The following is a 13,993-nucleotide window of genomic DNA, read 5'->3' as shown; positions in this document are numbered from 1 at the left end:
TCTCAACGCCAAATATCTCGCACTACAGAATACCGTTTAGATCGCGACGGAACACCAGGTGTACCAGGCGGGGCTGATTCATGGAATCGGACGGGCTGCGGTGCCCAATGCGATCTGGAATTCACCCGGGCGTTTAAGCGCCGCGGAATGGGAGAAAGTGAGGCTCGTCCCGTACTGGACGGCTCGCGCCGGCAAGCAGACGGGCACACTCGCGCAGGCGGCGGAGCTGGCATCTCATGCCTACGAGCGGTCCGACGGGAGCGGTTACTTCCGCGGCGCCGGTGAAGGCGCGCTGTCGCTCAACGCCCGTGTGCTCAGTGCGGCAGTCGCGTGGGTCGCGCTGGGACAAAAGCGTCCATGGCGCGATGCGCTAACCGCTACAGAAGCGGCCTCGTTAATACGCGCTGAGGCAGACACGGGGCGCTTCGACAGAGAGGTTGTTGAAGCGATGCTCAATGCCGGCGAAGCGCCGTCAGGCAGTGCACGCCCCCGGGAGTCGGCAATCCGGCTTACGGCGCGCGAGATCGAAGTATTGCGTTTCATCAGCCACGGCGCGAGCAACAAGGAGGCAGCCCGTGAGCTCGAACTCAGTCCGAGCACGATACGCACGCACATGGAGAGCGTGTTTCGCAAACTCGAATGCTCGACGCGCGCTGCCGCGACCTTGAAAGCGTCGACACTGGGGCTGCTGTAAGGTCTGCGAAATCAGCACGGTGCGTGGCTCAAGACTGGCGTGGAGCGACGACATGACGAGGTCGTCGTCATGCACGAGACGGCAAGGCACCCTCGAGCTCCGCCATGCGTGCATGGATCTCTGTCAATCCTGCTGCGTCCTGTCCGAAACGCTTTACGAGTTTGGTGCATCGAGGCGGAGGATCAGCAGGCGATGCTCCATCCCGGCCATGCAGCGACATTTGCCGGACGCATTACCTGGGCATTCAAACGTGAGCGGCATCCGGTAGCGTGAACGAGATTTCAGCGGCATCATCCGAGCAGAGCAAGGGGATTGTTCAGGTTAGCCAGGCGGTGACGCAGATGGATTCGGTAACGCAGCAGAACGCGGCGCTCGTCGAGCAGGCCGCCGCTGCCGCGATGTCGCTGCAGTCGCAGGCAGAGGATCTGCGCTCTAACGTTGAGCGGTTCCGGGTGGTGTGAGTGTGGAACCTTCGTCCGCACGGGTTCTTAATGAGTGAAGACCTGAGTCGCGGGCCAGGGTGCCATGGATGTGCCAGTGCGGGCGCAGACGGGCCGCTCAGGGTGGGCAGATCCGGGCTCTCGCCAGGTGAACGATATAGCTTGTAAGCCGGTCCCCTGTTTTTTTGCGATCAACAGACCCCAACGGATCGAGTCATGCCCTTTGCATGAGACGCACGGCCGAAGCGATCTTCACGCCTGGCCGTGGGGCGCTGGTCGGCCACAACCGGTCGTTCGAGATAGTCGGCAAGATAATAGAGAATCCAGAAGACCAAGATGCTAACTGAAGAATTTACCGACGGCTGGAAGCCAATTCATGTTGGATTTGAGGGCGCACCTCTCTCGATCAATGGCATCAATCCGTGGTTGCATGCCGGCAACTGGCGACGGGTGTCTCAGGAACACATTGTCGTTCCGCACCCGGCTTATCCCAGCGAACGTCATCGTGCATGGGTCTATGAAATCACAATTCCTGGAAAGGCAGTTTGCTTCGCAGCCACTGAGCTTTCCAACGGCGTGTGGGGTTTCTACGTGCAACGGGATACCGCTTCATAGTCAAGCTAGGGGCTGTTTTACGGCAACCAGACTGTGCTCGGCCACTTCCGGACGTTCGACAGCGATGCGAAGATGGTCGACAATCCAGACAATGTTTTCTATCGTTACGGCAGTGCATTGGATAGGCAGGCGATGAACACCCGACGGATGGCCATCTCCTCGATTTACTTCGCCAGCTTGCTAATCGGCATTGCCTGTCTGGCTTGGAGCACGGAAAGCTATGATCGAGCCATCTTGGGGGCACCTCGATTCCCGGATGTCAGAAGTGGCAAGACAATTCCGTACAACAATCATGGGACAACCGTGTACCTCACCAAAAAACAGGACCTGATAGAACGGTGGGGCCCTTGGGGATGGCTTGTTTATTGGATAGGAGCACGCTAGATTGCTGCGAGTCTCCGCGTCCGAAAACCTCTGAACGTGCTCTTGGGGACGGACGGATCCAAAGGCTTCAGACCATTTCCGGCCAGGAACAGGCGCTCGACGCGGTGACTCCAATCGCCGACAATTACTGAGCGTCGATTCTTGCGACAGGACGTCTTGAACATTTCATTGAAGCGGCTGCAAAGGGGTGAAATGAAAACAAACTGGAAATTGATTCGTGAAGTTCTAAATGCAGCTATCGATAGTTGCGAGCGGTTGGAACAGGCCGGCTATGCTGAAGAGCATCGCGGTCGTTCTGTCCAGGTAGGCGGGCGACAAGTGAGCGTGCAGGAATTCTTGATTAGTGCGTGGACGCTGCCCGAGAACGTTCGCTACGAAGTAATCCGGGCGCGTCACGACAGGAATCTCGATCTACCTTATGTCCCGGAAACGGCACGGACTCTCACCGCGGTGGCGGCCGCATGTGCAGAACTTATAGGCGCGGGGGATACGCCACCGGCCGAGCCGCATATGCGGGGAATGATTGATTGGTATCGGAACCACTTCGATCCCAATGTGCAGCGCGCAATCTCGGCGGCCCTGTAACCGGTTCTGGGCGGCGAGGATAGGACGATCGAACGTCCGTTTTGTAGAGCGTCCAAAGTCCGAGTTGGGTCGAGCAGCGCCCGTTGTTTCGGACACACACTGGATCTCCCTTCAACTGAAAGGAGATTGTTATGAGCACGCCAACCAATACCGGTCCGTCGCGGGTGCCGTGGAACAAAGGGAGATTGACCGGTCAGAAGCCACCGCTGAAGCTGAAGGAGATTTGGGCGATCCGAGTGCGCCTGCAACTCTCGTCTCGCGTGCGGGACCTGGCCATGTTCATCTCGCTATCGACAGCAAGCTTCGGGCGTGCGATCTGACGAAGCTTCGGGTGCGGGACGTCTGTCATGGGGATCACATCGCTAGTCGCGCGACGATCATGCAGCAGAAGACGCAACGGCCGGTGCAGTTCGAGATCACCGAACAGACCCGCGACAGCGTCGCGACATGGATAAGGTATGCGGGGCTGCATGCAACCGACTTTCTGTTCCCGAGCAGAATTCATGACTCTCCGCACTTGTCGACGCGGCAATACGCTCGGCTGGTCCATCGGTGGATCGCCTCAATCGGTCTGGACGACACCGCTTACGGTACTCACACGATGCGCCGGACCAAGGCGTCGTTGATCTATCGTCGCACGAAGAACCTGCGGGCCGTCCAGTTGCTGCTTGGCCACACGAAACTGGAAAGCACAGTCCGCTACCTCGGCATCGAGGTAGATGACGCACTTGAAATGGCCGAACAGACCGAGGTGTAGGATGGTAGGCCGGTTAGCGAGGGGACGCTGACCGGCCAGGAACGGACCGTCGACATCGCAATAAGGATCGCCAACAATCGAGATTGCTTCCCCAGCAACGAGCGCGGTCATAACGAGCAGCACCAAACTGCTCAGGAATGGTCTCACTGAGCCGATAACACATTGGAGGGCATCGACCATCCGGATATCTGATATGAAATACAAAGAATTCGGCAAGAAAAGCGAGCAGCAAGAGGACTTGTTCGTCATCATACTTTCCATGGAGCTTACGGATCCGGAAAATCTGATTCAGGAAATGCGCGAATGGAAGGAAATCGTGGTCAATTGGTACGACGCCAGAAGGCAAGCTGCAGCGGAAGTCAGGTTTATTGTCGTCTCCGACCCCATGTATCATCAGGCAATCGAGGAATTTACTGAGCTGTGTTATGCAAATGACGTGGATCTGAAGGTCGTATTCAAATCTGCGAAATTGCAACTTGATCTCCACGACGGCAACGGCAATAAAATTCGCGAACGTGTCTTTGAGAAAGGTAAGGACACGTCGAATATTTTCGAGCGCTGGTTCGGTCGATCAAAGTAACGTTCTTGAGTGTCCGCCATGAGTCAAATAGGGTAGCCGCTCAGGGTTGGACTATCCACTCTGCATCAGGCGCTGATCCGCCAGAAGGGGGCAGTCGACGTCGGGACCTGAATCGCCGACAATCGACGCAGGCAGACGCAAGACGTAACTTGGATTAGCACCGGATCCACACATGACTACGAGCCGCGCAAAAACTCGGCTAACTGGCGAGCTTAGTCGCTTCGTCCAGCAGTACGCCCGCAAGGCTCAGGCCTCAGAGCCCAACGACCGGCAATACGATCGCAAGCTCGAAAAGAAGATGAAACGCCTCTCCGCGTCTGAACTATCCGACCTTCTTTCCCAGGATGAGCAAGAGCCAGTTGAGCCGGGCCGTGAGAAAGGGGGAGAACGGCCATGAGCGGTCACTCTCCCCAGACTGCTAGATCGTTGACAATGCGTGCGGGCACAAGAATTCGAGGAAACCATGCGTTTGTGGGCCAAGGCCAACTCACGGGAGTGGCCAAACATAGAATCGGTTCTGATCCTTGGGCTGACCGACGGTGTCCTACTCATCCGTTACTTCTCTTTTTCAGCCCGCGACGTTGAAGGCGATCACTGGTATTTAAATTTGGACGAGGCCAAGCGAGATGCTGAGCAAGGGTATGGTGTCGAGCCGACTGCATGGCAGGCCATGCCCGACGAGAAAGATGAACTTTACCAACTGAGCGTGATGCCGGTCGCCGGATACTCCTACGATACGGATAATGCTGAATGGGTCGCATCTAAATTCACCGATTATTCTCCGAAATCGGGGCAATAAGTTAGGCGGCGATCCGCCAGAAGCAGTCGGTCAACCCGACCCTGTGGATCGTCGACAAACTGCATCGACCATCAGCGCTTCAAGATCACTCGATAGTCCTCATCCCACATACGAGCAATCCAGTAGTCCTTCGCATACCTGGCGACTTGACCGTGCGCTTCGGCGAGGCTCAACGCACGGGCCCATGCAACGTAGTTGAGCAGCGCAACCCGTCGAGCGTCCATCAAGGCCGCAACTTGGTCAGCAGATAACGCGGTGTAGTTGAGGTTGCCATATGGAGGTGTCATTAACCGGGATGGATCAAAGCACCAATCGATCCGCGAACTACCTACCAAATGCTCTCCGCTTAATATCCACGGGTAGTCACCGGCCGCGCGCGGTGCGTTTGTGTGAATCTCGCCAGACTTGCCGCGCAGAAAGCTGTGCCGGAAGACGATAACGTGGGCCAGCATACCCGCTTGGGAAAGCCTGCCACCGCCACGTATCCACCCAAACTGGCAGACCCCGTCCGCCATGTACAGGCTCTTTCCTTCACGGCGAAAGCCCTCGTTCGTCAGGCGCTTTGCGACAGTTTCTTCGAATACCTCGTCGAACTCTTGCGCGTTCATTGTCGTATCGTTTGATCTCGGAAAGCAACTACTCCAATGGTGAACGGCCGCTATTGCGAAATCTGAAGATCCGCAACGGGTCGAATCATGCCCATTGCATGAAAGCCGCGCCCGAGGAAATCGCCGCGCTCGGTCGTCGGGCGCTAGCCGGCCAACAGCGGCCGGTCGACACCGACACGTAGATCGTTAACAATCGTGGCTACACATTTGCTCCGGCCATCTACAGATGAAGGTATCGCGAGATTTCGGAATCGTTGTCCGACGAGCCGCACTCACGGCCAAGAATGTCGATCTCTCGACGGTTAACAACCGTGAAAAAAACCCATGAATGCTGATGCGAACGTACACGCCGAGGTCGATTGGGTCGAGGTGTCTCGGAAAGGGCACGAACTCACGCTACGCCATGGGCGGATGGCTCATATTTTCGCGGCAAGTTTGGCTAGCAAGGCGGAGTCTGCTGGCGACTTCAAGGCGGTCCAATTTTGGCGAGCCGTCGCGCAGAGTCTTTCGCCCCGCGCGTAAATCAACCACATGGATGTTCGCATGCGGCATCTTCTCGATCGCTGTGCGGCCACGAGCCGACGTTCGACATTACCACTTCGATCATCGCCAATCGATGCCTCTCAAGCCGTAGCGGTAGTATGTGCAAATGAATGACGCGAAATTCGACCTCCATCATCCAGCAGACATCACCATCTCGCCTTCGCTCACGGAAGCGGAGCTGACGGGCATCAATTGCTCGCGCAAAGATATGGGCACGGGGTGGGTTTGGTACCGACTTCCAGCATTTCAAGACGGCGAGATTATTGTCAGCATTCCTGACGCCCTCGATTCAATAGAGCTCGCGGCCTATCGGCGGCAAAAAGCAAGGAAGGGAAAGCGCATCGCCAGCTCCATTTCTCTGGCTTTTAGTCGGCCTTGCTTCGAACCGTGGGGTTTGTACTTGCAGAATGCTTCCGATTGGTGCGAGTTGTTGCTAAGTATCCCCAAGGCGTTTTCCGACGACCGAGTTTCCGGAACGATCGAGAAACTTGCACTGTGGCGAACTGATGATCCTACTTTTCAAACATCAATCCGACTCACCGAGGCCGAAGTCCGAGACGTGCTTGAAGCGACTGGCCTGTCAAAGATGGAACATCTCGCCTTCGGAGCGGGATGGAGGTCAGCTGACGAACTGCCGCGAACTTTGATCTTGTCAAAGGTGCTGCCGAACATACTCCGCTCGCTTGCTTCGGCTGAGATCGATCTCACTGTTTTAGATTTGTCGCCAATCGTAAACCTGTCGAGCTGGCATATAGGGAGGGATTGAGGGGCACGAGAGTTCTTTCCCCGTTGCTTCCGAGTAGTGCAAGGGTTCGCTCCGGAGGTAATGTCCGAACGAGCTTGAAAGCCGCCGTCGGATGGTCTTAAAGACCGATGGCGGAAACGGGTCGTCTACGGTCTGCCGCGTCGAGCAGTAGGTGGCCACCAGAAAAGCTGTATCCGTATAATCAAGCCCGATATCGATAGGGGATCGCAATATGAACATTCCTTTCTCAGGCGGTTGTGCATGCGGCGCGGTGCGCTATACCAGCGTGCGGGAACCCGTAGCCATGATCAACTGTCATTGCAGAGACTGTCAGCTCTCAAGTGGCGCTCCTTTTGCGTCAGGCGTCATCGTCATGACCGCCGACCTTGAGATCATTGGTACACCGAAAACATACGCCGTTCGTGCAAGCAGCGGCAGTCTCGCAACCCGCAGTTTTTGCCCTGACTGTGGCACGCCTTTGTTCACGCAAAGCGAAGCTTATTCACAAGTCACTTCTATCCGCTTTCCCTCGCTGGACGACACCTCGGACTTCAAGCCAACGCTAGACATATATACCGCGAGTGCGCAACAGTGGGTGTGCCTTGATCAGACAATTCCGCACTTTCCTCAGTCGCCCCAGCAGTCAAATGAAGTTGATGCTTAATCAGGGTCTCTGCTGAACCGTCTCAGGTCCTGGTCCGATGATGAATTTCAACGTTGGCTTGTAAGGTTTCGGCGGCCGGCTGAGTAAGTCACCTGTCCGGTTTCTTTGGGCTGTCGCGCAGGGTTTAAGCGTTGCTATCCCGGAAGCGATATTTCGGCGCTCGCTCCGATAAGCCATAAAAAGACAAAGGGCGCAGCGGTTTGAACCGCTGCGCCCTTCGAGGCAAGACGTTGGTGAAGTGTCAGCCTGCCATCAGCCTGCCGCGACCGTAGCCGGCTTCTTCGTCTTGGCCGCGCTCTTGATCTCTTCGAGCTTGATCTCGACGTGGCGCGAGAACACGTACTCGGCCGGACGCTGGGTGTCGAGCGGGATGTCCTTCGCGAACGCGCCCGTCGTGCGCGGGCCCGAGAGGGCGACGCGCGCGGCCTTGAGCGGATGCGCGACCGTGTCCATCACGGCCGTCGCCTCGAAGCCGCAATGGACCATGCAGTCCGCGCACTTCTCGTACTTGCCCGTGCCGTACTTGTCCCAGTCGGTGGTTTCCATCAGTTCCTTGAAGGTCTTCACGTAACCTTCGCCGACCAGATAGCACGGCTTCTGCCAGCCGAACACCGTGCGCGCCGGGTTGCCCCACGGCGTGCATTCGTAGGTCTGGTTGCCGGCCAGGAAGTCGAGGAACAGGCTCGACTGGCTGAACGACCACTTCTTGCCGTTGTTGCCGCGCTTGAAGATCTCGCGGAACAGGTTCTTGGTCTTGTCGCGGTTCAGGAAGTGCTGCTGGTCCGGCGCGCGCTCATACGCATAGCCCGGCGACACCGTGATGCCGTCCACGCCGATCTCGCCCACCGTGTCGAAGAACTTCGCCACGCGCTCGGGCACGGCGTCGTTGAACAGCGTGCAGTTGATGTTCACGCGGAAGCCGCGGCGCTTGGCTTCCTTGATGGCCGCGACGGCCTTGTCGTACACGCCTTCCTGCGAAACCGAGTGGTCGTGCGCTTCGCGGTCGCCGTCCAGGTGGACCGACCAGACGAAGTACGGGTTCGGCTCGTAGTCGTCCATCTTCTTTTCCATGAGCAGCGCGTTCGTGCAGAGATACACGAACTTCTTGCGCGCCATGATGCCCTTGACGATCTGCGGCATTTCTTTGTGCAGGAGCGGCTCGCCGCCCGCGATGGAAACCACCGGCGCGCCGCACTCGTCCACGGCTTCGAGGCATTCCTGCAGCGACAGGCGCTGGTTCAGGATGGGATCCGGATAGTCGATCTTGCCGCAGCCGTTACAGGCCAGATTGCAGCGGAACAGCGGCTCGAGCATGAGCGCGAGCGGATAGCGTTTGTTGCCGCCGAAATGCTGGCGGAAGATGTACGCGCCAACGCGGACTTTTTGTAGCAGCGGAATAGACAAGGTGTGTCCTCCTTAAACTTCGCGCGCGACGAGCGGTTGCAAGAGCTTCGACGGCAGCTTGAATTCGACTTTTTCTTCACGGCCCGCCATCGTCGACACCTCGACAGGCCCCAACGCGCGCAGCGCGTCGATCACGTTCTCGACCATCTCTTCGGGGGCCGAGGCGCCCGCCGTCAGGCCGACGGTCGTGACGCCCTCGAACCACTCCGGCTTCACTTCCGAGCCGTCGGCGACGAGATAGCTCGCCACGCCCGACTCGCTGCCGATCTCGCGCAGGCGGTTCGAGTTCGAGCTGTTCGTTGCGCCCACCACCAGCAGCACGTCCACTTCGGTCGACAGCTCGCGCACGGCGGCCTGGCGGTTCTGCGTGGCGTAGCAGATGTCGCGCGTGTCCGGGCCGACCATATCGCTGAAGCGGGCGAGCAGCGCGTCGATGATGCCGCGCGTGTCGTCCACCGAAAGCGTGGTCTGTGTCACATAGGCCAGCGGCGCGTCGAGCGGCAGATCGAGTTTCGCCACGTCGGCTTCGCTCTGCACGAGCAGCACGGTGCCCGGAATCTGGCCGATCGTGCCTTCCACTTCCGGGTGGCCCGCATGACCGATCAGGATCAGCGTGCGGCCTTGCGCAACGTACTGGCGGCCCTGCACATGCACCTTCGTGACGAGCGGGCAGGTGGCGTCGAGCACGTCGAGGTCGCGCTCTTCGGCGGCGCGTTCCACCGTTTTCGCCACGCCGTGCGCGCTGAAAATCGCGACCGCGCCCTCGGGCACTTCGTCGAGCTCTTCCACGAAACGCGCGCCCTTGTTACGCAGGTTTTCGACCACATGGCGGTTGTGGACGATTTCGTGGCGTACGTAGACCGGCGCGCCGTGCTTCTGCAGTGCGCGATCGACAATCTCGATAGCGCGGACAACCCCCGCACAAAAGCCGCGGGGTTGGGCAAGGATCACTCGCATAGGGTGGCGAACTCCGACTGGCGCGCTAGTCGAAGAATCCGGTAAAAATGACTCGTTCGCCGCGCCCATCATATTAATTTAGGTGCACAAGTCCAGCCGGACGTCGGCCCGAGCGAGACTAAACGCGCATTTTAACCGCTTCGCCAACCGTTTGCTGTGACAAGCACTTGGGGTGCGGCGCGGACGCGACGCCGGCCGGTCGCGGCCGGCTGGCACGCCTCTCTCTGCCGTGGGCCGCGGGGTGCGCGCACGGGTCGAGCACGGGTCTCGCAGGCAAGCGCTCAGGCAGGAACGCCAGGCCGGGCGCGGGTTATGCCGCAGTGCAGCACGGCTCCGGAACCCTTACACTAACGCGTTCGCGGGGTTCGCCCGGCTGGCCGCAAGGCGCCGGAGGACCCGACCCCAATCTGGACGCTTTGGATGGAAGCCGACCACTACGACAATTTTCCGGTCGCGAGCGTGCTGCTGCCGAAGGCGCTGAGGGCGCCGGTCGGCGTGATCTACCATGTCGCGCGCACCGCCGACGACATTGCAGACGAAGGCGACTGGAGTCCTGCCGAGCGCCATGCGCGTCTCGCGGATTTTCGTGCCGGCCTCGACGCGGTGGCCGGGGGCCGGCCCGCGTCCGTCCATCCCATGCTGTTTGCGAGGCTCGCCGAGGTGGTGCGGCAGTGCCGGCTGCCGCTCAGGCCGTTCTACGACCTCGTTTCGGCGTTCGATCAGGACATCGATACGGTGCGCTATGCCAATCGCCTCGAACTGCTCGACTTCTGCCATCGTTCGGCGAATCCGGTCGGCCATCTGATGCTGCACCTGATCGACGCGGCGACGCCCGACAATCTGGCCGACTCCGACACGATCTGCACGGCGCTCCAGTTCATCACCTTCCTGCAGGACGTGAGCGCGGACTGGCGGCGCGGCCGCCTGTATCTGCCGCAGGCCGACCTCGCGCGCTTCGGCGTAACCGAGGCGCAGATCGCGGCGGGCGTGGTGGACGACGCCTGGCGCAATCTGATGCGTCACGAGGTGGCGTTCGCGCGTTCGCTGATGGCGAGCGGCGCGCCGCTGGCGCTGCGCGTGCCGGGGCGCTTCGGCCTCGAGCTCGGCAGCGTCGTGCATGGCGGCCTGCGGCTGCTCGAACGGATCGAGCGCGCGGGCTACGACGTGTTTCGCGAGCGCCACGCGCTCGCTCCCGCCGACTGGGCCGTGGTGCTGTGCCGCACGGCGGCCATGTGGCTGTCGCGCCGCACCGGCGTGCGCGCGCCTTCGATCGAAAGTAACAACGCCTGAAAACGCCTGAAAGATAACGACGCGATGACGACGATCCTCTTTGCCCTCTCCTGCCTCTCGCTCCTGATCTGGCTCGTCCTGCTGCTCGGGCGCGGCGGTTTCTGGCGCGCCCGTCCTGCCGCGCCGCTGCCCTTAGTCGAGCCCGCGGCCGGTTGGCCCGCCGTCTGCGCCGTCGTGCCGGCGCGCAACGAAGCGGACGCCATCGGCGAGGCCGTGAGTTCGTTGCTTCAGCAGGACTACGCGGGCGACTTCCACGTGATCGTGATCGACGACCACAGCACCGACGGCACGGCCGAAGCCGCGCGCGTGGCGGCGCTCGCGCTGCAGTGCCCGGAGAAGCTTTCCGTGATCGCGGCGAAGCCGCTGCCGGCGGGGTGGTCGGGGAAGGTGTGGGCGCAGTCGCAGGGCATCGAGGCGGTGCGCACGCTGGGCCTGCCCGCCGACTATCTGCTGCTGACCGACGCCGACATCGGCCATCCGCCGGATGCCGTCGCGCAGCTCGTCGTGCGCGCGCAGGCGGAACAGCGCGACCTCGTCTCGCTGATGGTGCGCCTGCGCTGCGACTCGTTCTGGGAAAAGGCGCTGATTCCGGCGTTCGTGTTTTTCTTCGCGAAGCTCTACCCGTTCTCGTGGGTCAACGACCGGCGCAACAAGACGGCGGCGGCGGCGGGCGGCTGCATGCTGGTGCGTCGCGAGGCGCTGGAGGAAGCGGGCGGCATCGAATCGATCCGCGCCGAACTGATCGACGATTGCAGCCTCGCCGCGCGCATCAAGCATCGTGGCACGGGGCATCACCCGATCCGGCTCGACGTGGCAGCGAAGAGCGTGTCGCTGCGCCCGTACGATTCGTGGAAGGACATCTGGAACATGATCGCGCGCACGGCCTTCACGCAGTTGCACTACTCGGCGTGGCAGCTCGCGGGAACGATCGTCGGCATGACGGTGATCTATCTCGCGCCGCCCGTCGTCGCGCTCGGGCTTGGGCCCAAGGGCTGGCCCGCGTGGCTCGCGTGGGCGCTCATGTGCTGCGCCTATGCGCCGATGCTGGCCTACTACCGGCGCTCGCCGCTGTGGGCGCCGTTCCTGCCGCTCGTCGCGCTGTTCTACGTGGGCGCGACGTTTGCTTCGGCGTGGCGCTTCTGGCGCGGCAAGGGCGGGCAGTGGAAGGCGCGCGTGCAGGCGCCGGCGCAGGGGCGTTGACGTGGCGCAGCCTTAGCGCTGCGTCAGCATCATGTACATCTGCACGACCATGTCCGGCGTGAACGTGAACGGCACCCAGCCGTGGCCCGTATGGCGGAGCACGAGCAGGCGGTCGCCGTTCGACTGCTTCTGCACGGCCATTGCCGGATTCTTCGTCGAAACGAAGCGCCAGCCGGGCGGCAGGTCGGGCGGCGGCTCGGGCTGCATCGAGGCGCGCACGTTCGCGAGGCGCTCGACCAGTTCACCCACCTGCAGCGGATTGAGCAGCACCGTCTTGCCGTCGATCTCCATCGTGAGCTGATTCTGCGAGGGGCGGTCGATCTTCAGCGTGTTAGGAGCGGGCGCGTCGGCCTTTTCCGCCGGAGCGGGCTGCGGCGCTTCAACCGGCACAGCCGCTTGCGCGGCGTGCGCCTTCTCTTCGACAGCGACATCGGCTTGGGTGCTCGGCTGCGCCGCCTCGGTGGCGGCCGCCTGAAGGAGCTGATCGACGCCTGCGTCGAGCGCGCCGATCTGTTCTTGTAGATTCATGCGAGGCTTCCAGGTAAGACCCGCGATTTTACCCACTGCGCGCATGGCTTGCCGTTCCGGCGTTGCGCGCATGTCGCAATAAAAGTTGTAACAGAATGCGATTTTCGCGCGCAAAAGCGCGAAAAAACGGTGCCAGACAGTTCGCCTGCCCGTTAGCGCTTCAGATAGCCCGCTTCGCGGAACCAGGCGAGCGCGTCTTCCAGCCCCTGCCGATAAGGGCGCGCGCGATACCCCAGCTCGCGCTCCGCCTTCGCCGACGTGAAAAACATCTTGTTCTTCGACATCTTCAGCGCATCCACGGTGACGAACGGTTCGCGCTTCGTGAAGCGCGCGACGGCTTCCGCGCCGAGCGCGAGCGGATAGAGCGGCCAGCGCGGCAGCGCGAGAGTGGGCGCCTTGCGGCCGACCATGCCCGCGATGTCGGCGAGCATCTGCTGCAGCGGCAGATTCTCGCCGCCGAGGATGTAGCGCTCTCCAATGCGTCCGTGCTCCAGCGCGAGGAAGTGACCCCGCGCGACGTCGTCCACATGCACGAGGTTCAGGCCCGTATCGACGAACGCGGGGATCTTGCCGGTCGCCGCTTCGACGATGATGCGGCCCGTGGGCGTGGGCTTCACGTCGCGCGGACCGATCGGCGTGGACGGGTTGACGATCACGGCGGGCAGGCCGTCGCGCTCGATCATGCGTTCCACGGCGCGCTCGGCGAGCACCTTGCTGCGCTTGTAGACGCCGATGGCCTGTTCGGCGGTGAGCGGCGAGGTTTCGTCGGCGGAGGCGCCCGAATTCGTGACCTTGAGCGTCGCGACGCTGCTCGTGTACACGATGCGCTCGACCCTGGCTTCGAGCGCCGCGCGCATGGTGGCTTGCGCGCCTTCCAGATTCGCGCGCTCGATCTCGTGCGGGTCCGGCGCCCAGAGGCGGTAGTCGGCGGCCACGTGGAACAGGTAGCGTACGCCGGAGAGGGCGGCGCGCATGGAAGCGGCGTCGCGCATGTCGCCGGTCACGACTTCGGCGTCGAGCGCGGCGAGGTTGGTGCGAGGGCTCGTCGAGCGTACCAGCACGCGCACGGCATAGCCCTTCGCTTGCGCGATGCGGGCGACGGCCGAGCCGACGAAACCGGAGGCACCGGTGATCAGCACGAGGTCGCGGGAGTTGGCGGTCATACGGGATGGACTTCCTGGTCGGTTTGCGCCGGATGGC

The 13,993-nt window shown here is 61.2% G+C and carries 14 protein-coding genes and 3 pseudogenes; 12 read left to right on the top strand and 5 right to left on the bottom strand.

Features of this window, described 5'->3' with window-relative positions; all coding sequences use genetic code 11:
- Positions 1–43: 43 nt before the first annotated feature.
- From V8683_RS26995 to V8683_RS26960, 8 genes and pseudogenes are all read left to right on the top strand, one after another.
- Positions 44–694 (top strand): annotated as a pseudogene (locus V8683_RS26995) (HD domain-containing phosphohydrolase); the annotation flags it as partial.
- A gap of 260 nt (positions 695–954) precedes the next feature.
- Positions 955–1,155: pseudogene (locus tag V8683_RS26990) on the top strand (methyl-accepting chemotaxis protein); the annotation flags it as partial.
- 315 nt (positions 1,156–1,470) lie between these two features.
- A complete protein-coding gene (locus V8683_RS26985; RefSeq protein ID WP_411191962.1) occupies positions 1,471–1,749 on the top strand; it encodes a hypothetical protein in 279 nt (92 codons plus the stop codon).
- Between the two features lie 540 nt (positions 1,750–2,289).
- Positions 2,290–2,718 carry a hypothetical protein gene (locus V8683_RS26980; RefSeq protein ID WP_411191963.1) on the top strand — a complete coding sequence of 143 codons (429 nt, stop codon included), beginning with the start codon at positions 2,290–2,292 and terminating at the stop codon, positions 2,716–2,718.
- A 131-nt stretch (positions 2,719–2,849) separates the two neighbouring features.
- Positions 2,850–3,475 (top strand): annotated as a pseudogene (locus V8683_RS26975) (tyrosine-type recombinase/integrase).
- A 193-nt stretch (positions 3,476–3,668) separates the two neighbouring features.
- Positions 3,669–4,055, top strand: coding sequence for a hypothetical protein (locus tag V8683_RS26970; protein WP_411191964.1), 387 nt, complete (start codon positions 3,669–3,671; stop codon positions 4,053–4,055).
- A gap of 172 nt (positions 4,056–4,227) precedes the next feature.
- Positions 4,228–4,452, top strand: coding sequence for a hypothetical protein (locus V8683_RS26965; RefSeq protein WP_411191965.1), 225 nt, complete (start codon positions 4,228–4,230; stop codon positions 4,450–4,452).
- Between the two features lie 66 nt (positions 4,453–4,518).
- On the top strand, positions 4,519–4,854 hold the full coding sequence (locus V8683_RS26960; protein ID WP_411191966.1) for a hypothetical protein: 336 nt from the start codon (positions 4,519–4,521) through the stop codon (positions 4,852–4,854).
- 71 nt (positions 4,855–4,925) lie between these two features.
- Here V8683_RS26960 and V8683_RS26955 read toward each other — a convergent pair whose 3' ends face one another.
- Positions 4,926–5,462 carry a hypothetical protein gene (locus V8683_RS26955; RefSeq protein ID WP_411191967.1) on the bottom strand — a complete coding sequence of 179 codons (537 nt, stop codon included), beginning with the start codon at positions 5,460–5,462 and terminating at the stop codon, positions 4,926–4,928.
- A 649-nt stretch (positions 5,463–6,111) separates the two neighbouring features.
- On the opposite strand from V8683_RS26955, the gene V8683_RS26950 reads away from it, so the two are divergent.
- Positions 6,112–6,771, top strand: coding sequence for a hypothetical protein (locus tag V8683_RS26950; RefSeq protein ID WP_411191968.1), 660 nt, complete (start codon positions 6,112–6,114; stop codon positions 6,769–6,771).
- A gap of 211 nt (positions 6,772–6,982) precedes the next feature.
- Positions 6,983–7,414: a GFA family protein gene (locus V8683_RS26945; protein ID WP_411191969.1), complete on the top strand. Its 432-nt coding sequence runs from the start codon at positions 6,983–6,985 to the stop codon at positions 7,412–7,414.
- 252 nt (positions 7,415–7,666) lie between these two features.
- Here V8683_RS26945 and hpnH read toward each other — a convergent pair whose 3' ends face one another.
- Together hpnH and ispH are read right to left on the bottom strand one after the other, a co-directional pair.
- Positions 7,667–8,818, bottom strand: coding sequence for an adenosyl-hopene transferase HpnH (hpnH, locus tag V8683_RS26940; RefSeq protein WP_411191970.1), 1,152 nt, complete (start codon positions 8,816–8,818; stop codon positions 7,667–7,669).
- Positions 8,819–8,830: 12 nt separating this feature from the next.
- Positions 8,831–9,775 carry a 4-hydroxy-3-methylbut-2-enyl diphosphate reductase gene (ispH, locus tag V8683_RS26935; protein ID WP_411191971.1) on the bottom strand — a complete coding sequence of 315 codons (945 nt, stop codon included), beginning with the start codon at positions 9,773–9,775 and terminating at the stop codon, positions 8,831–8,833.
- Between the two features lie 420 nt (positions 9,776–10,195).
- Between ispH and hpnC the strand changes: the two genes are divergently transcribed.
- Both hpnC and V8683_RS26925 read left to right on the top strand, forming a co-directional pair.
- Positions 10,196–11,065 carry a squalene synthase HpnC gene (gene hpnC, locus V8683_RS26930; RefSeq protein WP_411191972.1) on the top strand — a complete coding sequence of 290 codons (870 nt, stop codon included), beginning with the start codon at positions 10,196–10,198 and terminating at the stop codon, positions 11,063–11,065.
- A 24-nt stretch (positions 11,066–11,089) separates the two neighbouring features.
- Positions 11,090–12,265, top strand: coding sequence for a glycosyltransferase (locus V8683_RS26925; RefSeq protein WP_411191973.1), 1,176 nt, complete (start codon positions 11,090–11,092; stop codon positions 12,263–12,265).
- Positions 12,266–12,277: 12 nt separating this feature from the next.
- Here the strand turns inward: V8683_RS26925 and V8683_RS26920 are convergent, their stop codons facing one another.
- Positions 12,278–12,793 (bottom strand): hypothetical protein, encoded by a 516-nt coding sequence (locus tag V8683_RS26920; RefSeq protein ID WP_411191974.1) that lies wholly within the window; start codon positions 12,791–12,793, stop codon positions 12,278–12,280.
- Between the two features lie 152 nt (positions 12,794–12,945).
- Complete coding sequence (hpnA, locus tag V8683_RS26915) at positions 12,946–13,956, bottom strand: hopanoid-associated sugar epimerase (RefSeq protein ID WP_411191975.1); 1,011 nt, start codon at positions 13,954–13,956, stop codon at positions 12,946–12,948.
- Between the last annotated feature and the right edge of the window lie 37 nt (positions 13,957–13,993).

The sequence above is a fragment of the Paraburkholderia sp. AV2 genome (genome assembly GCF_054968425.1).
The sequence above is the reverse complement of the archived record's forward strand: the minus strand, read 5'-3'. Positions and strand labels throughout refer to the sequence as shown.

Coding starts and splice junctions, on each gene's coding strand:
- V8683_RS26970 (WP_411191964.1), top strand. CDS start 3,669: ATGAAATACAAAGAATTCGGCAAGAAAAGCGAGCAGCAAGAGGACTTG.
- V8683_RS26925 (WP_411191973.1), top strand. CDS start 11,090: ATGACGACGATCCTCTTTGCCCTCTCCTGCCTCTCGCTCCTGATCTGG.
- V8683_RS26945 (WP_411191969.1), top strand. CDS start 6,983: ATGAACATTCCTTTCTCAGGCGGTTGTGCATGCGGCGCGGTGCGCTAT.
- V8683_RS26985 (WP_411191962.1), top strand. CDS start 1,471: ATGCTAACTGAAGAATTTACCGACGGCTGGAAGCCAATTCATGTTGGA.
- hpnA (WP_411191975.1), bottom strand. CDS start 13,956: ATGACCGCCAACTCCCGCGACCTCGTGCTGATCACCGGTGCCTCCGGT.
- V8683_RS26920 (WP_411191974.1), bottom strand. CDS start 12,793: ATGAATCTACAAGAACAGATCGGCGCGCTCGACGCAGGCGTCGATCAG.
- hpnC (WP_411191972.1), top strand. CDS start 10,196: ATGGAAGCCGACCACTACGACAATTTTCCGGTCGCGAGCGTGCTGCTG.
- V8683_RS26960 (WP_411191966.1), top strand. CDS start 4,519: ATGCGTTTGTGGGCCAAGGCCAACTCACGGGAGTGGCCAAACATAGAA.
- V8683_RS26965 (WP_411191965.1), top strand. CDS start 4,228: ATGACTACGAGCCGCGCAAAAACTCGGCTAACTGGCGAGCTTAGTCGC.
- V8683_RS26955 (WP_411191967.1), bottom strand. CDS start 5,462: ATGAACGCGCAAGAGTTCGACGAGGTATTCGAAGAAACTGTCGCAAAG.
- V8683_RS26950 (WP_411191968.1), top strand. CDS start 6,112: ATGAATGACGCGAAATTCGACCTCCATCATCCAGCAGACATCACCATC.
- ispH (WP_411191971.1), bottom strand. CDS start 9,775: ATGCGAGTGATCCTTGCCCAACCCCGCGGCTTTTGTGCGGGGGTTGTC.